Origin of the sequence: Aeromonas sp. QDB03, from assembly GCF_027707985.1 — a bacterium.
Lineage (GTDB): Bacteria > Pseudomonadota > Gammaproteobacteria > Enterobacterales > Aeromonadaceae > Aeromonas > Aeromonas hydrophila.
The window spans coordinates 1-25,477 of sequence record NZ_JAPCJG010000012.1 but is presented as its reverse complement, the minus strand read 5'-3'; the positions used below and the strand labels follow the sequence as shown (position 1 = coordinate 25,477).

The 25,477-nt window shown below is 61.4% G+C and carries 22 protein-coding genes and 1 riboswitch; of the genes, 10 read left to right on the top strand and 12 right to left on the bottom strand.

All coding sequences use genetic code 11. The annotated features are described in order from the left end of the window. Positions 1 to 41: 41 nt before the first annotated feature. The gene (yfbV, locus tag PG900_RS20225; protein WP_158197932.1) at positions 42 to 482 is read right to left on the bottom strand and encodes a terminus macrodomain insulation protein YfbV; all 441 of its coding nucleotides are present in this window, start codon (positions 480 to 482) and stop codon (positions 42 to 44) included. Between the two features lie 302 nt (positions 483 to 784). On the opposite strand from yfbV, the gene PG900_RS20220 reads away from it, so the two are divergent. Beyond that, positions 785 to 1,987, top strand: coding sequence for an acetate kinase (locus tag PG900_RS20220; protein WP_011704831.1), 1,203 nt, complete (start codon positions 785 to 787; stop codon positions 1,985 to 1,987). 51 nt (positions 1,988 to 2,038) lie between these two features. Further along, positions 2,039 to 4,210 carry a phosphate acetyltransferase gene (gene pta, locus PG900_RS20215; RefSeq protein WP_017410280.1) on the top strand — a complete coding sequence of 724 codons (2,172 nt, stop codon included), beginning with the start codon at positions 2,039 to 2,041 and terminating at the stop codon, positions 4,208 to 4,210. A gap of 405 nt (positions 4,211 to 4,615) precedes the next feature. Here the strand turns inward: pta and ilvN are convergent, their stop codons facing one another. The 6 genes from ilvN to PG900_RS20185 all read right to left on the bottom strand — a co-directional run bounded on the left by ilvN (position 4,616) and on the right by PG900_RS20185 (position 9,858). Further along, a complete protein-coding gene (ilvN, locus tag PG900_RS20210) occupies positions 4,616 to 5,110 on the bottom strand; it encodes an acetolactate synthase small subunit (RefSeq protein WP_270832124.1) in 495 nt (164 codons plus the stop codon). 91 nt (positions 5,111 to 5,201) lie between these two features. Further along, positions 5,202 to 6,920, bottom strand: coding sequence for an acetolactate synthase 3 large subunit (locus PG900_RS20205; protein WP_270832123.1), 1,719 nt, complete (start codon positions 6,918 to 6,920; stop codon positions 5,202 to 5,204). 389 nt (positions 6,921 to 7,309) lie between these two features. Continuing rightward, entirely contained in the window at positions 7,310 to 7,462 is a 153-nt protein-coding gene (locus tag PG900_RS20200) for a hypothetical protein (protein WP_011704826.1), read from the bottom strand. Between the two features lie 36 nt (positions 7,463 to 7,498). Then, positions 7,499 to 8,608, bottom strand: coding sequence for an MJ1255/VC2487 family glycosyltransferase (locus PG900_RS20195; protein WP_103828619.1), 1,110 nt, complete (start codon positions 8,606 to 8,608; stop codon positions 7,499 to 7,501). Beyond that, a complete protein-coding gene (locus PG900_RS20190) occupies positions 8,608 to 9,108 on the bottom strand; it encodes a phosphatase PAP2 family protein (RefSeq protein WP_043162413.1) in 501 nt (166 codons plus the stop codon). Before PG900_RS20190 ends, PG900_RS20195 begins: the two co-directional genes overlap by 1 nt. Positions 9,109 to 9,234: 126 nt before the next feature. After that, positions 9,235 to 9,858, bottom strand: a complete 624-nt coding sequence (locus PG900_RS20185) for a TetR/AcrR family transcriptional regulator (protein WP_011704823.1) — start codon at positions 9,856 to 9,858, stop codon at positions 9,235 to 9,237. Positions 9,859 to 10,265: 407 nt separating this feature from the next. On the opposite strand from PG900_RS20185, the gene leuA reads away from it, so the two are divergent. The 5 genes from leuA to PG900_RS20160 all read left to right on the top strand — a co-directional run bounded on the left by leuA (position 10,266) and on the right by PG900_RS20160 (position 16,021). Then, entirely contained in the window at positions 10,266 to 11,840 is a 1,575-nt protein-coding gene (gene leuA / locus PG900_RS20180; RefSeq protein WP_011704822.1) for a 2-isopropylmalate synthase, read from the top strand. A gap of 2 nt (positions 11,841 to 11,842) precedes the next feature. Further along, a complete protein-coding gene (leuB, locus tag PG900_RS20175) occupies positions 11,843 to 12,928 on the top strand; it encodes a 3-isopropylmalate dehydrogenase (RefSeq protein ID WP_270800505.1) in 1,086 nt (361 codons plus the stop codon). 32 nt (positions 12,929 to 12,960) lie between these two features. After that, positions 12,961 to 14,358 carry a 3-isopropylmalate dehydratase large subunit gene (gene leuC, locus PG900_RS20170; RefSeq protein WP_201903921.1) on the top strand — a complete coding sequence of 466 codons (1,398 nt, stop codon included), beginning with the start codon at positions 12,961 to 12,963 and terminating at the stop codon, positions 14,356 to 14,358. Positions 14,359 to 14,373: 15 nt separating this feature from the next. After that, on the top strand, positions 14,374 to 14,973 hold the full coding sequence (gene leuD / locus PG900_RS20165) for a 3-isopropylmalate dehydratase small subunit (protein WP_270800501.1): 600 nt from the start codon (positions 14,374 to 14,376) through the stop codon (positions 14,971 to 14,973). 118 nt (positions 14,974 to 15,091) lie between these two features. Beyond that, complete coding sequence (locus tag PG900_RS20160) at positions 15,092 to 16,021, top strand: transglutaminase domain-containing protein (RefSeq protein WP_270832122.1); 930 nt, start codon at positions 15,092 to 15,094, stop codon at positions 16,019 to 16,021. Positions 16,022 to 16,122: 101 nt separating this feature from the next. On the opposite strand, the gene PG900_RS20155 is transcribed toward PG900_RS20160, so the two are convergent. After that, positions 16,123 to 16,413: a PilZ domain-containing protein gene (locus tag PG900_RS20155; RefSeq protein ID WP_017410271.1), complete on the bottom strand. Its 291-nt coding sequence runs from the start codon at positions 16,411 to 16,413 to the stop codon at positions 16,123 to 16,125. A gap of 91 nt (positions 16,414 to 16,504) precedes the next feature. Next, a riboswitch (TPP riboswitch) is annotated at positions 16,505 to 16,595 on the top strand. Positions 16,596 to 16,646: 51 nt separating this feature from the next. Between PG900_RS20155 and thiB the strand changes: the two genes are divergently transcribed. From thiB to thiQ, 3 genes are all read left to right on the top strand, one after another. Beyond that, positions 16,647 to 17,627 (top strand): thiamine ABC transporter substrate binding subunit, encoded by a 981-nt coding sequence (gene thiB, locus PG900_RS20150; RefSeq protein ID WP_270800684.1) that lies wholly within the window; start codon positions 16,647 to 16,649, stop codon positions 17,625 to 17,627. Beyond that, positions 17,624 to 19,246 carry a thiamine/thiamine pyrophosphate ABC transporter permease gene (gene thiP, locus PG900_RS20145; RefSeq protein WP_270832138.1) on the top strand — a complete coding sequence of 541 codons (1,623 nt, stop codon included), beginning with the start codon at positions 17,624 to 17,626 and terminating at the stop codon, positions 19,244 to 19,246. Before thiB ends, thiP begins: the two co-directional genes overlap by 4 nt. Before the next feature lie 65 nt (positions 19,247 to 19,311). Beyond that, positions 19,312 to 20,007: a thiamine ABC transporter ATP-binding protein gene (gene thiQ / locus PG900_RS20140; protein WP_270800497.1), complete on the top strand. Its 696-nt coding sequence runs from the start codon at positions 19,312 to 19,314 to the stop codon at positions 20,005 to 20,007. An 82-nt stretch (positions 20,008 to 20,089) separates the two neighbouring features. Here the strand turns inward: thiQ and PG900_RS20135 are convergent, their stop codons facing one another. The 4 genes from PG900_RS20135 to PG900_RS20120 form a co-directional block, all read right to left on the bottom strand. After that, positions 20,090 to 21,460: a PhoH family protein gene (locus PG900_RS20135; protein ID WP_011704812.1), complete on the bottom strand. Its 1,371-nt coding sequence runs from the start codon at positions 21,458 to 21,460 to the stop codon at positions 20,090 to 20,092. 208 nt (positions 21,461 to 21,668) lie between these two features. After that, positions 21,669 to 22,349, bottom strand: coding sequence for a TSCPD domain-containing protein (locus tag PG900_RS20130; protein WP_017410266.1), 681 nt, complete (start codon positions 22,347 to 22,349; stop codon positions 21,669 to 21,671). 10 nt (positions 22,350 to 22,359) lie between these two features. Further along, positions 22,360 to 24,507: an adenosylcobalamin-dependent ribonucleoside-diphosphate reductase gene (locus PG900_RS20125; RefSeq protein WP_270832121.1), complete on the bottom strand. Its 2,148-nt coding sequence runs from the start codon at positions 24,505 to 24,507 to the stop codon at positions 22,360 to 22,362. Between the two features lie 207 nt (positions 24,508 to 24,714). Then, the gene (locus tag PG900_RS20120; protein ID WP_139704397.1) at positions 24,715 to 25,167 is read right to left on the bottom strand and encodes a pullulanase; all 453 of its coding nucleotides are present in this window, start codon (positions 25,165 to 25,167) and stop codon (positions 24,715 to 24,717) included. Between the last annotated feature and the right edge of the window lie 310 nt (positions 25,168 to 25,477).

Below are 25,477 nucleotides of genomic sequence, written 5' to 3'. Positions count from 1 at the left end.
GCGCCGCGAGGCGCCTTGGTCCGAGTCATGGGCCACAGGCCTCACTCGTAGAGGAAGGATTTGTCCAGCTGCTTGAAGGCGGCGTTGAGGGTATCGGCCAGCTCTTCGTATCTGGGCTGGGCCACCAGTTGGCGACGACCGCCCTGCTCGTTCATCTTGCCGTTGATCTCGCGATACCAGCTGGCAAGGGAGGGCGGCAGCCGGGTATCGGCACGCTGACCGAGCCAGTAGTAGCCCTGCAGCGGCAGACTGAGCAGAAACAGCACCGAGGTCATGACGGAAGGCCAGTAGTGCAGCTCGCCGAACTGGAACTGCAGCATGACGCTAAGCGCCGCCAGCGCCGGGATGACCTTGAGGGCGAACTCGGTGGCCTTGATCACCCGATTCTCCGGGAACATGGAATTAAGCTCGGGACGGCGGGGCCAAAGGGTCATATAATGACGGCCTTGCTGTAACTTAGTTCCAAAAATGTTCATGCTCATGCTACCTCCGAGCTCTTTTTGAACGTATTAACGGCAAAACCACGACAATATTTGATGCGCAATAACAAAGGTTGAGGATGACTTTGTTATTTTTCAACAATCGGGTTATCCTTTGTACGCCCAATTTTTGCGCCAGCGGCCTGCCGTTGCGCTGTCAGGGACGTCTGGATTTCGGGTCTTGTATCACTATACAAGGGGCAAGCAACAGATTGCCAACCCTCATAAGGATAAGTTGAAAGTTTTTGGACACGGCTCGTCCAACGCATCCTCCTACACAACCCAATCTGCGATAGGATTTATTCATGAGTAAGCTGGTTCTTGTTCTTAACTGTGGCAGCTCGTCCCTGAAGTTTGCTGTCATTGACGCAACCACCGGTGATGACCTGCTGTCCGGCCTGGCCGAGTGCTTCAACCTCGACGACGCCCGCATCAAGTGGAAACTGAACGGTGAGAAAGGCAGTGCCGATCTGGGCGCCGGTGCCGCTCACCAGGAAGCGCTGGACTACATCGTCAACAAGATCCTGCCGCTCAACCCGGAGCTGTCCAAGAACCTGATCGCCATCGGCCACCGTGTGGTACACGGCGGTGAGCGCTTCACCTCCTCCGTGCGCATCTGCGACGACGTCATCGCCGGCATCGAAGCCGCCGTACCGTACGCGCCGCTGCACAACCCGGCTCACCTGATCGGTATCCGTGAAGCCCGTCGCGTGTTCCCGGCGCTGGCCGAGAAGAACGTTGCCGTGTTCGACACCGCGTTCCACCAGAGCATGCCGGAAGAAGCCTTCCTGTACGCCCTGCCGTACAAGCTCTACAAAGAGAACGGCATCCGTCGCTACGGCGCCCACGGCACCAGCCACTACTACATCAGCCTGGAAGCCGCCAAGCAGCTGAACAAGCCGGTGGAAGAGCTGAACATCATCAACTGCCACCTGGGCAACGGCGGTTCCGTCTGCGCCATCAAGAACGGCAAATCCGTCGACACCTCCATGGGCCTGACCCCGCTGGAAGGCCTGGTGATGGGTACCCGTTCCGGTGACATCGATCCGGCCATCATCTTCTTCCTGCACGACAAGCTGGGCATGAGCGTGGCCGACATCAACACCATGCTGACCAAAGAGTCCGGCCTGCAGGGTCTGACCGAAGTCACTTCCGACTGCCGTTTCGTTGAAGACAACTACGACAGCAAAGAAGAAGCCAAGCGTGCCATGGACGTTTACTGCTATCGCCTGGCCAAGTACATCGGCGCCTACGCCGCCGCCATGGACGGTCGTCTGGACGCCGTGGTCTTCACCGGTGGTATCGGTGAAAACTCCGCCCCGATCCGTGAAATCACCCTGAACAAGCTGGGTCTGCTGGGCTTCGACGTCGATCACGACGCCAACCTGAAGGCTCGTTTCGGCAAGGGTGGCGAGATCACCAAGGCTGGTTCCACCAAAGCCCTGGTTATCCCGACCAACGAAGAGTGGGTCATCGCCCACGACGCGCTGGAACTGGTTGGCGCATAATTTCGCTGTAGAGCAAGGCCGCCCAAGGGCGGCCTTTTCCTGATCCCAAAAATGAACAAGGGGTATAAAGTGGCACGCACTATTATGCTTATCCCGGTCGGCACTGGTGTCGGCGTAACTTCCGTGAGCCTTGGCGTTGTTCGCGCCATGGAACGTCACGGTGTCAATGTCAGCTTCTTCAAACCGGTCGCCCAGCCGCGTCCGGGTGAAACCGGTACCGAGCGCTCCACCGCCGTGATCCGCGCCGCTGCCAACATCAACCCGCCCGAGCCGTTCGCCCTCTCCTACGCCGAGAACATGATCACCTCCAGCAACACCGACATCCTGCTGGAAGAGATCGTGGCCCGCTTCGAAGAGCACGTGAAGGCCAGCGGTGCCGAAGTGCTGGTCATCGAAGGCATGGTGCCGACCGACAAGCAGCCGTTTGCCAACAAGCTGAACTACGACGTCGCCAAGGCGCTGGATGCAGACATGGTGTTCGTGACCCATCCGGGCAACGACTCCAGCCAGAAGCTGAAAGAGCGCATCGAGCTGGCCTGTTCCAACTTCGGTGGCGTCAACAACCCCCGTATCGTTGGCTGCGTCATCAACAAGGTGGGTGCACCGGTTGACGAGCATGGCGTGACTCGCCCCGACCTGACCGAGATGTTCGAGGCCCACCACCACACCTCCGATGCCGCCCATAACCTGGAAGTGCTGCAGGTATTCGGCAAGAGCCCGCTGCGCATTCTCGGCTGCATCCCCTGGAATACCCAGCTGATCGCCCCGCGCGCCAAGGATCTCGCCAAGCACCTGGCCGCCAAGATCCTGCACAAGGGTGAGCTGGACAGCCGTCGCCTGCAGACCGTGACCTTCTGTGCCCGCTCCATCCACAACATGATCGAGCACTTCCGTCCGGGCAGCCTGCTGGTCACCTCCGGCGACCGCTCCGACGTCATCGTCTCCGCCTGCCTGTCCGCCATGAACGGCGTCAAGCTGGGTGCCCTGCTGCTGACCGGCAACTACCACCCGGAACCCCAGGTGATGGCGCTGTGCCAACAGGCCATGGCCACCGGCCTGCCGATCATGATCACCGGCACCAACACCTGGCAGACTGCGGTCAGCCTGCAGAACTTCAACGTCGACATTCCGGAAGATGACCGCGAGCGGATCGAGCTGGTGCAGGACTATGTGGCCGGCCATATCGACAAGCACTGGATCGAGTCTCTCTCCGCCAAGTCCACCCGTTCCCGTCGCCTGAGCCCGCCGGCTTTCCGCTACCAGCTGACCGAACTGGCCCGTCAGGCCAACAAGCGCGTCGTGCTGCCGGAAGGGGAAGAGCCGCGGACCATCAAGGCTGCCGCCATCTGTGCCGAGCGTGGCATCGCCCGTCCGGTCCTGCTGGGCAACCCGGAAGAGATCCGTCGCGTTGCCGAACAGCAGGGCGTGGTCCTGACCGACCGCGTCGAGATCATCGATCCGGTTGCCGTGCGCGAGCGCTATGTGGCCCGTCTGGTCGAGCTGCGCAAGAACAAGGGCATGACCGAAGTGGTTGCCCGCGAACAGCTGGAAGACAACGTGGTACTGGGTACCATGATGCTGGAGCGCAATGAAGTTGACGGCCTGGTATCCGGCGCGGTGCACACCACTGCCAACACCATCCGTCCGCCGATGCAGATCATCAAGACCGCTCCGGGCTCTTCCCTGATCTCCTCCATCTTCTTCATGCTGCTGCCGGACCAGGTACTGGTCTACGGTGACTGCGCGATCAACCCGGATCCCACTGCCGAGCAGCTGGCCGAGATCGCCATCCAGTCCGCCGACTCCGCTGCCGCCTTCGGCATCGAGCCGCGCGTCGCCATGATCTCCTACTCCACCGGCACCTCCGGCGCCGGCGCCGATGTAGAGAAAGTGCGTGAAGCCACCGAGCTGGCCAAGGCCAAGCGCCCCGACCTCATCATCGATGGCCCGCTGCAGTACGATGCGGCCATCATGGAGAACGTGGCCAAGTCCAAGGCACCGAACTCTCCGGTCGCAGGTAAAGCCACCGTGTTCGTGTTCCCGGACCTGAACACCGGCAACACCACCTACAAGGCGGTACAGCGCTCCGCGGATCTGGTCTCCATCGGCCCGATGCTGCAAGGCATGCGCAAGCCGGTCAACGACCTGTCCCGTGGCGCCCTGGTGGACGACATCGTCTACACCATCGCCCTGACCGGTATTCAGGCAGCCCAGGCCGAGTAATCGAGCGAGCTTATCCCTGTTGAAAAACCCGCCGCAAGGCGGGTTTTTTTATGGCTGACGGGCAGATGTTGATCCGCGAGATCAAATCAGGATCCAGTGCTGATCCCGTATTCTCGTTCAGAGGCCAGCCCGGCAAGGGCGGTGGGATAAGCAAACGCTCACACCCGCCAGAGGCGATTGCACAATTGCGCCACAGCCGAGATCAGATCCAAATACTTCTTTAAGATCAGCATACTAACGTCAGACACACCGCTAATCTACAGACTTTTCCACAGCTTTTGTGGATAGTTTACCGATCATTTGAAAGAAAATGACAAACCCTGCCCACTCCCCTGCACCGCCTTGCGCCCATGAAAAAGGGGCTCAGAGGAGCCCCTTTGGACAACAAACCCGCCAGCCACCGGCTCAGGGGCGCAGCGCCTTGTCGGCACGGGAGATGCCGCAGACACCGGAGCGCACCACTTCGATGATCTCGTTGGTCTGGGCAGCCGTCTTGATGAAGGCGTCCAGCTTGTCGCTGGTACCCACCAGCTGCACCGTGTAGAGCTCGGGGGTGACGTCGACGATCTGGCCGCGGAAGATATCTGCCAGCCGTTTCAGCTCGTCACGACCACCACCGGCGGCGCGCGCCTTGACCAGCGCGATCTCCCGCTCGATGTGCTCACCCTCGCTCAAGTCGCATACCTTGAGCACGTCCACCAGCTTGTGCAACTGCTTCTGGATCTGCTCCAGCACCCGCTCGTCACCCATGGTGACGATGGTCATGCGTGACAGGGTGGGATCCTCGGTGGGGGCCACCGTCAGGGTCTCGATGTTGTAGCCGCGCTGGGAGAAGAGGCCCACCACCCGGCCCAGGGCGCCGGATTCGTTCTCCAGCAGAACGGAAATTATATGTCTCATGATGTTTCCCCCGCCTTGCTCAGCCACATCTCGTCCTTGATGGAACCAAACTTGAGTTCCTTGAGCACGACCGAAATAATATGTTCCATCGTCAGGTTCTCTCCGTCTTGCTCAGCCACATCTCGTCCATGGCACCGAACTTTATCTGCATCGGATAGACGTGCTCATCCGGGTCGACCGAGATGTCCATGAACACCAGCCGATCCTTCATGGCGAAAGCCTTCTCCATGGCGCTCTCCAGCTCGGCCGGATCGCTCACCGCGATGCCGACGTGGCCATAGGCTTCCGCCAGCTTGACGAAGTCCGGCAGCGACTCCATGTAGGAGTGGCTGTGGCGACCGCCGTAGAACATCTTCTGCCACTGCTTGACCATGCCCAGCGCCCGGTTGTTGATGGAGATGATCTTGATGGGCACCCCGTACTGCATGCAGGTGGAGAGCTCCTGAATGTTCATCTGCACCGAGCCGTCGCCGGTGACGCAGCAGACCACCGCATCCGGGTTGGCAAACTGGGCGCCCATGGCGGCCGGAATGCCGAACCCCATAGTGCCGAGGCCGCCGGAGTTGATCCACTGGCGCGGCTTGGCAAACGGGTAGTAGAGGGCGGCAAACATCTGGTGCTGGCCCACATCGGAGGCCACGAACGCCTCCCCCTTGGTCACCTTGTAGAGGGTCTCGATCACCTGCTGCGGCTTGATCAGGGTGGGGTGGGTCTCGTAGGCCAGGCAGTTGCGCGAGCGCCACTGGCCGATCTGGCTCCACCAGTCCGCCAGTACCTGCTTGTCGTTGTCGAAACCACACTCGCGGATCACTTCCAGCATCTGCTCGAGCACGGTTTCCACCGAGCCGACGATGGGCACGTGGGCCTGCACCGTCTTGGAGATGGAGGTGGGATCGATGTCGATGTGAACTATGGTGGCGTTGGGGCAGAACTTGGCCACGTTGTTGGTGACGCGGTCATCGAAACGGGCACCCACGGCGAAGATCAGATCCGCGTTGTGCATGGTCTTGTTCGCTTCGAAGGTGCCGTGCATGCCCAGCATGCCGATAAATTGCGGATGGGTGCCGGAGAAGGCCCCCAACCCCATCAGGGTGGTGGTCACCGGTAGGTTCAACAGCTCCGCCAGCTTGGTCACCAGGTGATCCGCATTGGCATTGATGGCGCCGCCGCCGACGTACATCACCGGGCGCTCGGCCTCCACCAGCAGCTTGGCGGCCCGCTTGATCTGCCCCTTGTGGCCCGACTTGGTCGGATTGTAGGAGCGCAGGGACACCGTCTCGGGATACTTATAGGGAAACTTCTCTTTCGGGTTCTGCACGTCTTTGGGCAGATCCACCACCACCGGCCCCGGGCGGCCGCTGGCAGCAATGTAGTAGGCCTTCTTGATGGCGTCGGGAATGTCGCTGGCCTTCTTGCACAGGAAGCTGTGCTTCACCACCGGGCGGGAGATGCCGATCATGTCGGTCTCCTGGAATGCATCCTCCCCGATCATGCTGGTCGGCACCTGGCCAGACAGGATCACCAGGGGGATGGAGTCCATGTAGGCGGTCGCGATCCCCGTAATGCAGTTGGTGGCGCCGGGACCCGAGGTCACCAGCACAGTGCCCACCTTGCCGGTGGAGCGGGCGTAACCGTCCGCCATGTGCACCGCGGCCTGCTCGTGCCGCACCAGGACATGCTCCATCTTGCCGTTTTCAAAGAGAGCGTCATAGATGTCGAGCACTGAGCCACCAGGGTAGCCGAAAACGTGCTCAACTCCCTGATCTTCCAGCGCTCTAACCACCATCTGGGCGCCTGATAACATCTCCATGATAAAGCCCTCCAGGCTTTGCTCCGTTAAGCGAAAGCTATCGGCAGTCCGCTGCTTCCCGGCACCGCCAGTCCGTGCATTGTTGTTGTCTGAATACGGACCCGGCGAGTTCGGCGCTGTCGATAGTAGAAAAATAGGTTTTTTCCATCATTCACCCGAAAAGCGGGTGAAAAACCAACTTAACCCGCTTGTGAACGCTTGTCCACGGCTTTGTCTGACCAGAACAGTCATAAATTTCAAACAGCTATTAACATTCAGTGACTTGAGAAAAAGGGTGGGGACAATGCGGGGAAGTTGGGGGAATGACCAGCGGATCATGCTGTCACGGCGGCCCTGAATGGAAAAAAATAAGCCCACCGCCAGGGTGGGCCCGCAAGCCTGGCAGGGGATCAGTGATCCTCTTCGGGCTCCGCCAGCCAGATCTGCTGATCCGGATCCGTCTCCTCGCAGACCGAGATACTGACCCCCATGTCCAGCAGCTCGTGCAGGGTGAGATTGTCCGCCAGATTCATGGTGTCGCCATTTTCATTGGTAAAGCGCATGGTGTCCGTCCTCTCCTTGGTGGGATCCCTCTCAGTCTAGTCAAAGGCGCTCACTTGCGATAACCAACTGCTGTTTAGCGGGCTGCCCCCCTCCAGTTCGCTCAGCCGATCGCACACCTCTTCCGGAAACAAGGTACGAGCCCACAGCCGGCGGGAGAGCGCCGGCACGCTCTCCTGCGCTCCGTCCGCCAGCCAGCCCGCCAGCTCGCTGGCCACATCGGGGTAGATGATCTGGCCAGGGGCGGCGGCATCCAGCCAGGCCCGCACCGCGTTGGCATCTAGCGCATCCATCAGACGGGCCAGCCCCATCAGCTCCAGGGTCTTGCTGTTGGTCAGCTGCTCGAACTGGCCCCCCAGCGGCTTGACCAGCAGCTTCTTGCCAAGGGAGAGTGCCTCCGAGGCGAGTTCGAAGCCACCGTTGGTGATGACCCCGCGACAGCCAGCCAGCATCTGCTTGAACCCCTCCCTGGCCTGCGGCTCGAACGCTATGTTGCGCCACTGGCTGGCGCTGCGAATGGCCGGATGAAAGCAGACGAAGCGCTGCTGGTTGAAGCGCGACAGCAGCGCTGCGATCGCCTCGGTCTGCTCAAATGGCAGGTAGACCAGGATCTGCTGATTGTCGGGCGCAGGTGGGATGGCGTCTATGATGGGCGGCAGCAAGGGCTGACCGAAGTGGAACCAGTGCAACCCGAGCGCCTGGCGCACCGGCGCAAAATGGCGCATCAGCTGACGGTTGAAGCCGCTCTCCCCCCAGCGCGGAATGGGCCAGTCGAAGCTCGCCTGGTGGCTGATGGTGAGACTCGGCTTGCCCCAGCGGCGCGCGGCGTGGGCACTGATCGGCTCGAAATCGCTGATGACGAGATCGTAGTCGCGGCAGTCGAGCGCCCGCATGTCGCGCCAGAAGCGCAGCGGCGAGAGCCCCTTGAGGGTTCGCCAGCCCGAGATGGCCCCCTCATGGCTGACGAAGGTGATGCCGGGAAAGGCACGATAATCGCCGAACTCGGCCATCTCGAAATAGCCGTCTGCGGGACGGCCGCTGAACAGATAGTCCACCTCCAGACCACGGGCTCGCAGCGCCCGCGCCAGGGTACGACTGCGGCTGATGTGACCGTTGCCGGTGCCCTGTACCCCGAACAGGATCCTCATCATTGGCCCCAGCCGAGCGCCAGCAGGGCGCAGCCACCGCCGAGCAGGGCACCGGCCACCAGATCGCTCAGATAGTGCACCCCGAGCAGCAGACGGGACGCCCCCACCAGCGCGGCCCAGACAAACAGCAAGGGGGCCCAGAGCGGGAAGCTGGCGGCCAGCACGGTTGCCATCAGGAAGGCGGCGGCGGTGTGGCCGGAGGGCAGGCTGTAGCGATCGGAAGGGGTGATGAAGACCGGCAGCCCCACCGGGCGCTGGCGCTTGAGCAGGTTCTTCAGCAGCAGGTAGAGCGGCAGCTCAAAGGCGAAGGCGAGCAGCGCCAGCTTCACCAGCTCGCGCTCGGCCTCCCCCTGCCACCAGAGCAGGGCCGCCAACACGGCGTAGAGCGGGCCGTCACCGGTACGGGAGATGAGCCGGCTGATCCTGGCCTGTGGCCGGTTGTAGGCGTGCAGCAGGCAGATACGGCACACCTGCAGGTCCCATTGCTGGATCTTGTTCATAACCCCTCCTTCCCTGAAGTCTTGGAGCAGACTAGGGCGACGGGGTGACACTTGGTTGAACGTGGGATAACAGATTTATGAAAAAAGGGCCGAATGGCCCTTTTTGCTGTCTTAGGTGGCAAATGATCAGTTCAGGGTGCCGCGCAGACCGTTTTCCATCAGACGGCAGTTGTGATCCGCCAGGCGGGCCATGAAGTGTTCATCCACGGTCAGGCCGAACACCTGCTCATAGAGATCCTTCATCACGAACGGCTGCCACATCATGCTGAGGAAGGAGATCTTCAGCATCTCGGGATCCAGGTTGTCACCCAGTTCGCCGTTGTTCTTCATGGACTCCAGCAAGGCATCGAACTGGGGCAGCTGGCGTTCCAGCAGGCGGTTCAGCACAAAATCCCGACCTGGGCTCTTCTCGGTCGATAATGCGCTGGAGATGGCGGAGGTCAGCTCGCTGTTGGGCGCCATCACCTGATAGTAGGTGTTGAGCAGATCGTTGAGGCTGCGGTTGCCGGCCTCATCGTGCCAGGCTTGATCCAGCGGCTCGGCCACATCGCCCAGCACCGCCTTGTAGAGACCCTCTTTGCTGCCGAAGTAGTAGTGGATCATCGCCAGATTGGAGCCGGCCAGCTCGGCGATCTCACGGGTCGTCACCTTGCTGTAGGGGGTGTTGAGAAAACGCTCACGGGCGGCAGAGAGCAACTTGTCACGAATGTCAGAACGTCCGACCGGACGACCAGGTCTACGTTTTTCCATTTAATACCTCGGATAATTCAGCAAAAACTGACAAGTCGATCTGATTGCACAGATGATCGAGTACAGCAGGAATGACCAGATAATCGTGCAAGGGCCGAATATGGGACAAGTAAATTTGCACTCCTTTACAATCCGATTAAATAAACCAGCGAAATGAACCGGGTCTGCGCGGTTGACACAGCATAAAAATCTCGATATTGGTAAAAGCGTTATCGACTGGAAGGATTGATTCATCATGCGTATTGCCGCTCCGCTACTACTAATCTCCCTAATCGCGACCAGTCGCGCGGGATCCTTGTAGCCGGGCTCAGGCATAGCCGGAATTTACAAAAACCCGTGCACCCTGCACGGGTTTTTTTATGCCAACGCAGGATGCACGTCACCGAACTTAGGAAGAGGGAAGTCACATGTCAGATCGGGTCATCATATTCGACACCACCCTGCGCGATGGTGAGCAGGCTCTGGCGGCCAGCTTGACGGTCAAGGAGAAGCTGCAGATCGCCCAGGCGCTGGAGCGGCTCGGTGTCGACGTCATGGAGGTGGGGTTCCCGGTCTCCTCCCCCGGCGACTTTCAATCGGTGCAGACCATCGCCCGCCACATCAAGCAGAGCCGGGTCTGTGCCCTCGCCCGCGCCCTGCCCAAGGACATCGACGCCGCCGGCGAAGCCCTGCGGGTCGCCGAAGCGTTTCGCATCCACACCTTCATCTCCACCTCCTCCATCCACGTCGAGAGCAAGCTGAAGAAGAGCTTCGAAGACGTGCTGGAGATGGGGGTCAGCGCCATCAAGCATGCCCGCCGCTACACCGACGACGTGGAGTTCTCCTGCGAGGACGCAGGCCGCACCCCGATAGACAACCTGTGCCGCATGGTGGAAGCCGCCATCAAGGCCGGTGCTCGCACCATCAATATCCCGGACACCGTGGGCTACACGGTACCGACCGAGTTCTCCGGCATCATCCAGACCCTGTTCAACCGGGTACCCAACATCGATCAGGCCATCATCTCGGTGCACTGCCACGACGATCTGGGCCTCTCGGTGGCCAACTCCATCGGCGCCGTGCAGATGGGGGCCCGCCAGATCGAGTGCACCATCAACGGTATCGGCGAGCGGGCCGGCAACTGCTCGCTGGAAGAGGTGGCGATGATACTGAAAACCCGCGCCGACCTGCTCGGGGTACACACCAACATTCGCCACAGCGAAATTCATCGCACCAGTGCCCTGGTCAGCCAGCTCTGCAACATGCCGGTGCAACCCAACAAGGCCATCGTCGGGGCCAACGCCTTCTCCCACAGCTCCGGCATCCATCAGGATGGCGTGCTCAAGGCGAAAAACACCTATGAAATCATCACCCCCGAGAGCATCGGCCTCACCCAGAACAACCTCAACATGACTTCCCGCTCCGGTCGCCACGTCATCAAGCACCGGATGGAGTCCATGGGCTACGCCGAGAGCAGTTACGACCTCGACGATCTCTACGGCAAGTTCCTCACCCTGGCCGACAAGAAGGGGCAGGTGTTCGATTACGATCTGGAGGCACTCGCCTTCTTCAGCCAGATCCACGAAGAGCCGGAGCACTTCAAGCTGGAGTACCTCGGCGTGCAGAGCGGCAGCTCGGTGATGGCCACCGCCTCGGTGAAATTGAAGGTGGGCCAGGAGATCGTCAGCGAAGCCGCCACCGGCAACGGCCCGGTGGACGCGGTCTACCAGTGCATCAACCGCATCACCGGCTACGAAATCAGCATCGACAAGTACGAACTCAAGGGCAAGGGTGAAGGCAAGAACGCCCTCGGCCAGGTCGACATAGTCGCACAGTACAAGGGCCGCAAATTCCATGGCATGGGCCTGGCCACCGACATCATAGAGTCTTCCGCCCAGGCGTTGATCCACGTGATCAACAGCATCTGGCGCGCCGATCAGGTGGCCGAACAGATGGAACGCAACGTCGCAAAAACAGACAAGATCAATACGGAGAGCGTGTGAGTATGAGCAGTTATCGGATCGCAGTATTGCCGGGTGACGGCATTGGCCCGGAAGTGATGGCCGAGGCTGTCAAGGTGCTGGAAAAGGTGCAGGCCAGATTTGGCTTCGCCCTCGACTACGAGCGCCATGACGTGGGCGGCATCGCCATCGACAACCACGGCACCCCGCTGCCCCAGAGCACCATTGCAGGCTGCGAGGCGGCCGATGCGGTGCTGTTCGGCTCGGTGGGTGGCCCCAAGTGGGAGCACCTGCCCCCCAACGGTCAGCCGGAACGCGGCGCCCTGCTGCCCCTGCGCGCCCACTTCAAGCTGTTCTGCAACCTGCGTCCGGCCCGCATCTACACCGGCCTCGAGCAGTTCTCGCCGCTGCGTGCCGACATCTCCGATCGCGGTTTTGACATCGCCTGCGTGCGTGAGCTGACCGGCGGCATCTACTTCGGCCAGCCCAAGGGGCGTGAAGGGCAAGGCCCCACCGAGAAGGCGTTCGACACCGAGGTGTACCATCGCTTCGAGATAGAGCGCATCGCCAAGATTGCCTTCGAATCGGCCCGCGTGCGCAAAGCCAAAGTGACCTCCATCGACAAGGCCAACGTGCTCGCCTCCTCCATCCTGTGGCGCGAGGTGGTCAGCGAGGTCGCCAAGTCCTACCCGGACGTGGCGCTGAACCACATGTACATCGACAACGCCACCATGCAGCTCATCAAGGATCCGTCCCAGTTCGACGTGCTGCTCTGCTCCAACCTGTTCGGTGACATCCTCTCCGACGAGTGCGCCATGATCACCGGCTCCATGGGGCTGCTCCCCTCCGCCAGCCTCAACGAATCCGGCTTCGGCCTGTTCGAGCCGGCCGGTGGCTCGGCGCCGGACATCGCCGGCAAGGGGATTGCGAACCCCATCGCCCAGATCCTCTCCGCCGCCCTGATGCTGCGCTACAGCCTGGGCCAGGAAGCCGCCGCCCAGGCCATCGAGCAGGCCGTGGCCCAGACCCTGGCCGAGGGTTACTTCACCGCCGACCTGCATCAGGCCAGCGCCCGTCACCCGGTGCAGAGCACGGCCGAGATGGGCAGCCAGATCGCCGCGCGCATCTGACCCCACGGCATCGATAACAAGGAAACCGAGCAATGGCCAAGACCCTCTATCAGAAAGTATTCGACGCCCACGTGGTCCGGGAAGTGGAAGGGGAAACGCCCCTCATCTACATCGACCGCCATCTGGTGCATGAAGTGACCAGCCCGCAGGCATTCGATGGCCTGCGCGCCATGAACCGCCAGTTGCGCCGCCCGGATCTGACCTGGGCCACCATGGATCACAACGTATCCACCACCACCAAGGACATCGCCGCCTCCGGCGAGATGGCCCGCATCCAGATGGAGACGCTGGCCGCCAACTGCAAGGAGTTCGGGGTCCGTCTGTATGACCTGAACCACCAATACCAGGGTATCGTCCATGTGATGGGCCCCGAGCTCGGCATCACATTGCCTGGCACCACCATCGTCTGCGGCGACTCCCACACCGCCACCCACGGTGCCTTCGGGTCGCTGGCGTTCGGTATCGGCACCTCCGAAGTGGAACACGTGATGGCCACCCAGACCCTGAAACAGGGCCGCGCCAAGACCATGCGTATTTCAGTCAACGGCAAGCTGGCCGAGGGCATCAGCGCCAAAGACGTGGTGCTGGCCATCATAGGCCGGGTCGGCCATGCCGGCGGTACCGGCTATGTGGTGGAATTCGCTGGTGAGGCCATCGAAGGGCTCACCATGGAAGGGCGCATGACGGTGTGCAACATGGCCATCGAGCTCGGCGCCAAGGCCGGCATGATCGCCCCCGACCAGACCACCATCGACTACATCCGTGGCAAGGAGTTCGCTCCCAAGGGCGAGGCGCTGGAACAGGCCATCGCCTACTGGCAGAGCCTCAAGAGCGACGAAGGTGCCCACTTCGATGCCGAAGTGGTGCTCGACGCCGCCGACATCGCCCCGCAGGTTACCTGGGGCACCAACCCGGGTCAGGTGATCGCCGTCAATGAACCCATTCCGGCGCCGGAATCCTTCAGCGATCTGATGGAGCAGCAGTCAGCCCGCAAGGCGCTGGCCTACATGGACCTGCAGCCGGGCCAGAAGCTCTCCGATGTCGCCATCGATAAGGTGTTCATCGGTTCCTGCACCAACAGCCGCATCGAGGATCTGCGCGCTGCCGCCGCCATCGCCCGCGGTCGCAAGGTCGCGGCCGGCGTGCAGGCGCTGGTGGTGCCGGGCTCCGAGCAGGTGAAGGCCCAGGCCGAAGCCGAGGGGCTGGACAAGATCTTCATCGAGGCAGGCTTTGAGTGGCGCCTGCCCGGCTGCTCCATGTGTCTGGCCATGAACAACGACCGGCTGCAACCGGGAGAGCGCTGCGCCTCCACCAGCAACCGCAACTTCGAAGGGCGTCAGGGCCGTGCCGGCCGCACCCATCTGGTGAGCCCGGCCATGGCCGCCGCCGCCGCCGTTACCGGCCGCTTCGCCGATATTCGTGCGCTGTAATTGGAGAGCAACAAGATGACAGGATTCAAACAGCATAAAGGGATCGCCGTCCCCCTCGACAGCGCCAACGTCGACACCGACGCCATCATTCCCAAGCAGTTTCTGCAGAAGGTCAACCGCATCGGTTTTGGCAAGCACCTGTTCCACGACTGGCGCTTCCTGGACGATGCAGGGGAGCAGCCCAACCCCGAGTTCGTGCTCAATCAGCCGCAGTTCGCCGGTGCCAGCATTCTGCTGGCCCGCGAGAACTTCGGCTGCGGCTCGAGCCGCGAGCACGCCCCCTGGGCGCTGGCGGACTACGGCTTCAAGACCATCATTGCCCCGAGCTTTGCCGACATCTTCTACGGCAACGCCATCAACAACGGCATGGTGCCGGTGCGCCTGAAGGAGGAGGAGGTCGAGGCCCTGTTCCAGCTGGTTGCCACCCAGCCGGGCATCGAGATCGAAGTGGATCTGGAGGCCAATCAGGTGCGCGCAGGTGCCCTCGCGTTCAGCTTCGAGATCGACGAGTTCCGTCGTTACTGCCTGCTCAACGGGCTGGACACCATCGGCCTGACCCTGCAGCACGAAGCCGCCATCAGCGCCTTCGAGGCGAAGCAGCCCAGCTGGATTTGACCCATCAGGTGCCATAAAACGAGTAGAATCAACAGGGAGCCGCGGCTCCCTGTTTTATTGTCAGGCCAGCCTATACACCATGGCTGGCCACCTCTTGTATGCCCGACGGGACACTCGAATGAAGATGACGATCGCCCTCCCCCTGCTCTGCGGCCTCTGGCTGGCGCTGCCGGTCTGTGCCGGGCAGACCTATTTCAACAGCAGCGGCGGGCAGCTCAACGTCGGCTGGCAGGACAAGGACGGCAAGGCACAGCAGCTAACCTATCGGCTGGAGGCGGGCAAGCTGCCGCCACTCATCGCCTATCGGCCGGCCCGCATGCAGGAGGACGTGCTGCAGAGCCTGCTGCAACAGGGGATGGCCGAGTTTCCTACCGTGCAGTTTTCCCTCCCTCGTCCCCAGATGGAGCTCAAAATCAAGGGACGCCAGCCCGAGCAGGTCAACAAGGCCATGGGCTGGCTTACCCAGCAACGGGACAAGCTGGAAGCCGAGTGGCTCAAGCAGCACTATTTCCAGCCCTTCACCGCCCCCGACGGCGCCGCCGCCATCAAGCAGGACCATGTGCGCATCGCACTGGAGAGCCGCAGCGAGCTGGCGCCGCTGGCCGAGCAGCTCAAGCAGCAGGGCAGCACCGAGACCGAAGCCCGCCAGAAGACGGTGGCTCATATGCTCGACTTCGTGCAATCCATCCCCTATCAGCTGCTCGACAGCCAGTCGGGGCGCCAGGGGAAGGGCTTTTTAACCCCGCGCCAGGTGCTGGAGCAGAACCAGGGCGACTGCGACAGCAAGGTGACCCTGATGGCCGCCATGCTGGCCCAGCTCTTTCCCGAGTTGAAACAGGCCATGGTGTTCGTGCCGGGTCATGCCCTGCTGGGAGTGGCGCTGCCAACCAAGCCGGGTGAGGCCACTCTGAACCGGGAAGGAGAAACCTATCTGCTGATGGAACCCACCGGCCCGGCCCAGCTGGCGATGGGCCAGCTGGCACCAACCAGCAAGACCCTCATCGACAGCCAGCAGCTGAGCGTGCAGCCGGTTCGCACGAATAAATAACGCCGCCCGTCGGGGCCGTCGTGAAAACCAAGGGAAATACGCCAGAATGAAATCGACCAGCGCGGGGCTGGTCGATGCATGACGAAGGGTGTGACGGTCGGTCAGGCGAGGGCCTGGAACTCGATGGCCAGCAGCAGCCCATCCTCTTCTTCCAGCACCCGAATGATGCGGGCCTGCGCCTCGAAGGGGGGCAGCAGGTTGTTGTTGGTGGCCAGGCTCACCCGAATGGGTTGGCTCACATCGAGCTGATGCTCGGCGACGGCGATCCCCATGCCGTTGGCGCTGAGATCCCGGCAGACCCCTTCCAGTACCTGCTGTTGCTGAAAGATGGTGACGGGGGCATTGATTATCATGCGCTGGAAGGCGCGTCTTTCCTTGGTGCTGGTGATCACGCGAACATCCTCTGTTGTCTGACGCCGTCTCGCTGGCCCGCAGGAACAATTGTGCTGGCCTCCCCCCAAGAACGTTAATACAATGCGGTTCGTTTCTCAAACGGGGTGCGGTTTACCGCTGAGATTATACCCGTGAACCTGATCCAGATAATGCTGGCGGAGGAATTTGAGGCATGGCGCTCATTTTTTGCGCCCTCATCCGCTGGCACCTCATTGCTAAGGGAGTGCCGCTCATGAAAACCCTGCTGCTGGTCGCCACCAGCCTGCTCAGTGCCCAGGCCTTCGCGGCCGACACCCTCACCGTCTACACCTACAACTCCTTCACCGCCGAGTGGGGACCCGGTCCCAAGATCAAGCAGGCCTTCGAGAAAGAGTGCGGCTGCACCCTCAAACTGGTGCCGCTTGAAGATGGCGTGGCCATCCTCAACCGGCTGCGGCTGGAAGGCAAACACAGCAAGGCCGACCTGGTGCTGGGGCTGGACGATGCGCTCGTCAGCGAAGCCAAACAGAGCGGCCTGTTTGCCCCCCACGGCAGCAAGCTGGACGGGGTCAAGGTGCCGGGCGGCTGGCAGGACGATACTTTCGTCCCCTACGACTACGGCTACTTCGCCTTCGTCTACGACCAGAGCAAGCTCAAGAACCCGCCCAAGAGCCTGAAAGAGCTGGTGGAGCGCCCGGACCTCAAGGTGATCTATCAGGATCCGCGCACTTCCACCCCGGGTCAGGGGTTGATGCTATGGATGAAGTCGGTCTACGGGGATAAGGCACCTGCCGCCTGGGCGCAACTGGCCAAGAAGACGGTCACCGTCACCAAGGGCTGGTCCGAGGCCTACGGCATGTTCCTCGACGGCGAGGCGGACATGGTGCTCTCCTACACGACCTCCCCCGCTTACCACCTGATTGCCGAGAACAAGCCCCAGTATCAGGCCGCAGCGTTTGAGGAGGGTCACTACCGCCAGGTGGAAGTGGCCGCCAAGCTCAACAGCGCCACCCAGGGCAAGCTGGCGGATAAGTTCCTGCAGTTCATGACAAGCCCCGCATTCCAGAACGAGATGGCAACCGGCAACTGGATGTATCCGGTGATTGACACGCCGCTGCCCAAGGGCTTCGAGCAGATGATCACCGTTGCTAAGCCGCTCACCTTCAGCAGCGATGAGGTGGCAGCCAACCGCAAGAACTGGATCCGCGAGTGGCTGCAAGCCGTCACCCAGTGAGCCGTATCTTCGCCAGAGCGCAGGCTCGCCCCCTCTGGTGGCTGCCGGGTAGTGCCGCCACCCTGATCATCCTGCTGCTCTCCCTGGGGCCGCTGGCGGCCCTGTTGTGGCAGGCCGGGGCGCTGGCGCCCCGTACCCTGCTGGCCGACCCCTACCTGCGCCACGTGCTGGGCTTCAGCCTCTGGCAGGCGCTGCTCTCCACCCTGTTGAGTCTGGGGCTGGCCATTCCGGTGGCCCGCGCGCTGGCGCGGCGCCGTTTCATCGGCCGCCGCCTGCTGCTCAAGCTGTTCGGCCTCTCGCTGGTATTGCCGGTCATCATCGCCATCTTCGGCATCGTCGCGGTACACGGCAAGCAGGGCTGGTTGCCACAGCTGCTGCACGGGCTGGGGCTCGCCCCCGGCAATTACCTTTATGGCCTGCTCGGTATCCTGCTGGCCCACGTCTTCTTCAACATGCCGCTGGCGGCACGCCTGTTGCTGCAGAGCATAGAGAGCATTCCCGAGTCCTCCTGGCGCCTCGCCAGCCAGCTCGGCATGCGCTCCTCCCATATTTTCCGGCTGCTGGAGTGGCCGCTGATCCGGGCCCAGTTGCCAGGCTTGGCCAGCCTCATCTTCATGCTCTGCTTCACCAGCTTCGCCACCGTGCTGGCGCTCGGGGGCGGCCCCAAATCCACCACCCTGGAGGTGGCCGTCTATCAGGCGCTGCGTTTTGACTTCGATCTCGCCACCGCCGGCGGACTGGCACTGGTGCAGCTCATCCTGACCGCCGCCCTGCTGATGCTGCAGCACAAGCTGCAGAGCAGCCCGGCCAGCCGGATCACTTCTCATCGCCCCTGTCTGCGCCCGGACCGCCATCAGCCGGGAACCGGTCTGGTGGACGCCCTCGCCCTCGGGATCGGGCTGGCCGTGTTCCTGCCCCCCTTGCTGGCCATCGTGGTAGCCGGCCTCAACCCCGGCCTGCCAGATGCACTGACCTCAAGCAAGTTGTGGCTGGCCAGCGGCCAGTCGCTGCTGATCGCGCTGGCGGCGGGCAGCCTGGCCACCCTGCTCGGCAGTGCGCTGCTGCTCACCAGCCGTCACCTGCGCGTGCGGGATCGCAAGCGGCGGGCCGCGGCCCTGTGGGAGGCCAGCGGCTCGGTGATCCTGATGATCCCGGCGGTAGTGCTCTCCACCGGCCTCTTCATCCTGTTCATGCCGTTCGCCGACGTGTTCGCCCTCGGCCCCTGGCTGGTGGTGCTGGTCAACGCCCTGATGGCGCTGCCCTATGTGCTGCGTACCCTCTCCGCTCCCATGCAATTGGTGGTGCGCCAGTACGACCGGCTAGCCGACAGTCTGGGGGTACACGGTCTGCATCGCCTTCGGCTGGTGGAGTGGCCCCTGCTGCGCCGCCCGCTGGCCCAGGCGGCCGCGCTCTCGATGATCCTGTCGCTGGGAGATCTCGGTGCCATCGCCATGTTCGGCAGCCAGGAGCTCACCACCCTGCCCTGGCTGCTCTATCAGCAGCTCGGCAGTTACCGGTTGACCGAGGCGGCCGCCACCGCCCTGCTGCTGCTGCTGCTCTGTTTCTCCCTGTTCTGGCTGGTCGAACGTGGCCTGGGAGGCAAACATGCCGATCATTGAAGCGCACGCCCCTACCGTTTATTCGGCTGCTCCGGTTGGCCGAGCTGCCCCTTGGAGAAGAGAACATGCTGAATATTGATCAGCTGGTCACCAGCTACCCGGACTGGCGCGTCAGTTTCAGCGCCACCCTGCCCAAGGGAGAGATCACCGCGCTCATCGGCCCGAGCGGCGCAGGCAAGTCGACCCTGCTCGGCATGATCGCCGGTTTCGTGCCGGTAGAGTCCGGCACCCTCGACTTCGATGGCGAGGAGCTGCTGCCGCTGGGCCCAGCCGCGCGACCGGTCACCACCCTGTTTCAGGATCACAACCTGTTCCTGCATCTGTCGGTGTTCGACAACATCGCCATCGGCCTGCACCCCGGTCTGCGCCTGAATGCTGCCCAACGGGCCCAGGTGAAGGATGCCGCGAACCGGGTCGGCCTCGGCGAGATGCTCACCCGGCTGCCGGAACAGCTCTCCGGCGGCCAGCAACAGCGGGTCGGGCTGGCCCGCGCCCTGGTGCGGGGCAAACCGCTGTTGCTGCTGGATGAACCCTTCTCGGCGCTCGATCCGGCCCTGCGCCGGGAGATGCTGGCGGAGGTGGCGAGGCTCGCCTGCGAGCAGGGCATTACCGTGCTGATGGTGTCTCACAACCCGGAGGATGCCCAGCTCATCGCCGACCAGGTGTTGTTCGTGGATGAGGGGCGCATCGCCCTGCAGGGTACGCCGGATATCCTGCACAACAGCGATCACCCCGGGCTGCTGCGCTATCTTGGACAATGATCCAAGGACACTGAACTGGTGGCGGGATCAAAAAAGGGAAGCCAAGTGGCTTCCCTTTTTCATATGAAGATAGTCAATCAAATCAGAGGTTTTCCTCGGCAAAGGAGGCGAGCTTGCTGCGCACCACCCCGTTCAGGAAGATGTTGGCACTGCCGTCGAAGTCCTTGAAACGCTCGACGATGTAGGTCAGACCCGAGGTCACCGGGCTCAGGTAGTTGGAGTCGATCTGGGCCAGGTTGCCGGAGCAGACGATCTTGGTGCCTTCGCCACAGCGGGTGATGATGGTCTTGATCTGGGACGCGGTCAGGTTCTGGCACTCGTCCAGTAGCACGAAGGTGTTCTGGATGCTGCGCCCGCGCATGAAGTTGACCGATTTGAACTGGATGTTGGCCTTCTCCATGATGTAGCTGAGGGACCCGCTCATGTTCTCGTCCTGCTTGTGCAGCACCTCCAGGGTGTCGGTCACCGCCGCCAGCCAGGGCATCATTTTCTCTTCTTCGGTGCCAGGCAGGAAGCCAATGCTCTCGGCGATTTCTGGGGTATTTCGGGTGACGATCACCTTCTCGTAGATCCCCTTCTCGATCACCAGCTCCAGCGCGGCAGCCATGGCCAGCAGGGTTTTGCCGCAACCCGCCGGGCCGGTCAGGATCACCAGATCAATGTGCGGATCGAGCAGCGCATCGAGCGCCATCCCCTGATAGACGTTCTTGGGATGTACCCCCCACGCCTTGCGGGACATCAGCCGTTCGCGCCCCAGATCCTTGATGCGGATCTTCTGGCTGTCGTGGCTGAGCACCCGGGCGGCGAAAAAGTTCTCTTCATCGATCAGGTACTGGTTGACGTGAATGCCCTCCAGCAGGTTGGCATCGATGACGTGGACGGTATCGCGGCCATGAGTCTCGCTGTCGCACTCGCCGACCCGCTCCCAGAAGCTGCCAGGCACCACCTGGAAGCCCTTGGCCAGCAGGCGGATGTCGTCGATCAGCTGGTCGCTGCGGTAATCCTCGACGTGGGCAAGCCCGGCGCCCTTGGCCTTGAGCCGCATGTTGATGTCTTTGGTGACCAGCACCACCTGACGTTTCAACTCATGCTTTTGCAGGTAGAGGGCCGCGTTGATGATGCGGTTGTCGGCCTCCTTGTCGGTGAACACCTCGGCATCCTGCGGCAGATGGTGGTCACTGAAGATGGAGATGTGACCGCTCGCCTCACCGGCCAGCGCTACCCCTTGCGCAATCTGTTCCGGCGTTGCATCGCGAAATACATCCTCCAGCGCCCGGATGGCCACTCGTGCATCGCGGCTGACGTCCTTGTGGCGATCCTTGATGTTGTCGAGCTCTTCCAGCACCGTCATGGGGATGAGCACGTCGTGCTCTTTGAAGGAGTAGATGGCGAGGGGTTCGTGAAGCAGAACGTTGGTATCCAGGATAAACAGCTTTCGGTCCGTGTTGTCCATAAGCATCCTCCTTGGCACTGAAGGTGCCACGTGTGTGAATCTCAGATGTCATTGAAACCACACGGCCGTGACAGTTTTATTACCCCCAACGCTACGCCCGATTTTACTATCGCGCAACAAATCGCGTGTGCCACCGGTGCGTTCGAACAGAAAAACAGCAATGAAAAAGGCCGGCACCAAGGCCGGCCTGTTGTCTGCGCTCAATCGCTCAACCGCACTTGGAATCGCCACAGTTGAGGCAGGTCATGCAGCCATCCTTTTGCACCAGCGCCTTGCTGTGGCACTTGTAGCAAAGCGCTGCACCGGGTGGAAAACCGCTCCCGGCCTGCTGCTCGTCGGCCTGTTGCCGGGCTTGCAGCTCGGCCTGCTTATCGGCCAGGAACGCCTGCTGGTGTTCATCCAGCCCGGCCACCTTGAGCATGCCGATCTCGGTGAGATGGGTCTCGATCACGTTGCCAATTTCAGCGATAAGCGAGGGTACGTACTTGCCCTTGTTCCAGTAGCCACCCTTGGGATCGAACACCGAGCGCAGCTCCTCCACCAGGAAGGTGACGTCCCCCCCTTTGCGAAACACCGCCGAGATGATGCGGGTCAGCGCCACGATCCACTGATAGTGCTCCAGGCTTTTCGAATTGATGAAGATCTCGAACGGGCGGCGAGTCTCGTGCACCGTCCCCTCGTTGAGAATGATGTCGTTGATGGTGATGAACAGCGAGTGTTCGGAGACATGCTCCGGCGTCTTCAGCTTGTAGGTGGTGCCCATCAACCGCTCCGGCCGCAGCACAGTCTCGTGCATGTGAACCACGTCATCCTGCACAGGGGGTTGCTGCGGTTCATCCCGGGTTTTCACCTGGTAGGCGACGATTTTCCTGTCGATTTTCTTGACCATGCGCTCGTCCTCAGAATTTACCGTAATAGCCTTCTTTCAAGGCGTCGTAGAGGTTGGCAGCGGTATGCAGCTCGCCATCGTATTCGATCTCTTCGTTCCCTTTCGCCGTGACGACCGAGCCATCCTCCAGGGTGAACTCGTACAGGGTGTTCTCCAGATCCTGCTCCTTCACCAGCACCCCCTGGAAGACTGCCGGGTTGAACCGGAAGGTGGTGCAGCCCTTGAGCCCCGAATCCGACGCATAGAGGTAGATGTCCTTGAACTGCTCGAACGGAAAATCGGTCGGCACGTTGGCCGTCTTGGAGATGGAGGAGTCGATCCAGCGCTGGGCCGCCGCCTGAATGTCCACGTGCTGGGCCGGGCTGATGTCGTCGGCGGTGATGAAGTAATCCGGCAACCGGGTCGCCTCATCCTCGGCATAAGGCATGGCAGCCGGATTGACCAGCTCGCGGTAGGCCAGCAGCTCATAGGAGTAGACATCCACGCTCTCCTTGCTCTTCTTGCCCGGCTTGATGACGTTGCGACTGTAGTGATGGGCAAAGCTCGGCTCGATGCCATTGCTGGCGTTGTTGGCCAGCGACAGCGAGATGGTGCCGGTCGGTGCAATGCTGCTGTGGTGGGTGAAACGCCCACCCACCTCGGCCAGCTCGGCAACTAGGGCGGGATCCACCTCGGCCACCTGTTGCATGTAGCGGCTGTAGCGGGCGTGCAACACCTTGCCCTTCACCTTGTCACCGAGCTTGATGCCGTCTGCCGCCATCTCGGGGCGTAGCCTCAGCAGCTTGCCCGTCACTTCGAACTCCAGCTCCATGATGGGGGCCGGGCCCTTCTCCTTCGCCAAGGCCAGGGACTCGCGCCAGCCGGTCATGGCCAGCTCCTGAGATACCTGCTCGGTAAAGGCGACGGCGGCGGCAGAGCCGTATTTTATCCGCAGCATGGTGAGGGCCGAGCCGAGGCCGAGGAAGCCCATGCCATGACGGCGTTTGCTGATGATCTCTTCGCGCTGCTTGGCAAGCGGTAGCTGGTTGATCTCCACCACGTTGTCCAGCATGCGGGTGAAGATGGCCACCACCTTGCGAAAGGCGGACCAGTCGAAGGCGGCCTGTTCGGTGAAAGGGTCGCGCACGAACCGGGTCAGGTTGACCGACCCCAGCAGGCAGGCACCATAGGGGGGCAGAGGCTGCTCACCGCAGGGGTTGGTGGCGCGGATCTCCTCGCAGAACCAGTTGTTGTTCATCTGGTTGACCTTGTCGATCAGGATGAAGCCGGGCTCCGCATAGTCATAGGTGGAAGTCATGATGACGTTCCAGAGCTTGCGCGCCGGCAGGGTCTTGTAGACCTTGCAGGCGACCTGCCCCAGCTCGTTGAACACCACCCCTTCCCTGTTGGGCCAGTCGGCCCAGAACACCTGAGCGGGATCGTCCAGCGCTATGCCGTCCTGCTCCACCTCCCTGGCGGTGTAGGGGAAGATTAGCTGCCAGGGGGCATCCTCTTTCACCGCCTTGACGAACTCTTCGGTGATGAGCAGAGAGAGGTTGAACTGACGCAGACGGCCATCCTCCCGCTTGGCCTGGATAAACTCGACCACATCGGGGTGACGGATATCCATGGTGCCCATCTGGGCGCCGCGACGACCACCGGCGGACGAGACGGTGAAACACATCTTGTCGTAGATATCCATGAAGGAGAGCGGGCCTGAGGTATAGGCCCCGGCACCGGAGACAAAAGCCCCGCGCGGACGCAGGGTCGAGAAGTCATAGCCGATGCCACAACCGGCTTTCAGGGTCAGTCCCGCTTCGTGCACCTTGCCGAGGATGTCGTCCATCGAATCCTCGATGGTGCCGGAGACAGTGCAGTTGATGGTCGAGGTCGCCGGCTTGTGCTCGAAGGCTCCCGCATTGGAAGTGATGCGGCCCGCCGGAATGGCACCGTTGCGCAGTGCCCACAGGAAAGGCTCATACCAGACGTCCGGCTGCGACTCCTGGCCAGCCAGGGCAAGGGCGACCCGCTGGTAGGTTTCATCGATCGTGCCATCAATGGGGACGCCATCCTTGCTCTTGAGACGATACTTGCTGTCCCAGATCTCGAAGGAAGTGTCCTGCAGGGGGATCAGGCGAGAGGCGCTCTCACTCTCCTGCACCGGGTTGGATTTAGCCATGTTCAATCAACCTCATGTGAATGGAACAACGTCACGACAGTAGCAACAAACACAACCAATAGCGAACAAACAAAACAAAAACACTATATGTAGTATTTTTAATAACGAGAGAGCCTGTCTCATCCTAAAAAAACGCCCCGGCCAGCAGTGTGCTGGGCCGGGGCATTGACCGATTCATCGCCCGGGAAACGTGCTTCCCGGTCCAGATCAGGGTTTCTTGACGTACACGGTCGGGGTATCGCCCGCCATGTTCAGATAGAACTCATAGACGCCATCCGCATCCGGTGAGAACTTCATGTCTTCATACTTGGAGCAGGGGTTGACCGGCACGGCTTCACCGCCCAGCACGGCAACGCCGTCACTCGGACTCTTGTAGCCGAAGTTGGTGCCACAGCTCCAGCCGGAGTCGGCAAACTTGAACTTGTAAGGAGCCCACTCTTTTTTGAGCGTGCCCTTGGCCATGTAGAGCTTGTCGGCAACCTTGACCACCTTGCTCTCATCGGTTGCCATCCAGTCGTTCATTTCACCACGCAGGTAGATGGACTTGCCACCGAAATCGCTGTTGTCTGCAGCCGCTTGCTCAGCGCCACCGTGAGATGCGCAACCGCCTAATACCAGGGTTCCCGCCGCCAGCATCATCGTTACTGTTCTTTTGAACATGTGTCCATTCCTCAGATTATTGTGATTCCTTGGCCCATCAAACGTGGGCAAACGAATTAAAGCAGAGCGGGCATCACAAGAAAGGTAGAGGCATCACATTCTGTGCTTTTTCTGTTCAGCAATTGAATTGATGGACAAATATCAGCCAGACAAGAGGCAGACCATATAGGAAACGGGGTCAGGAAAGATGATCTTGAGCGATCTGATAGATGGGGCTCAGAGAGCAAAAGGCTGAATTTCAGGCAATAAAAAACCCCGCTCAGATGAGCGGGGTTTCTTGTATTGGGTGCCTGGCAGTGTCCTACTCTCG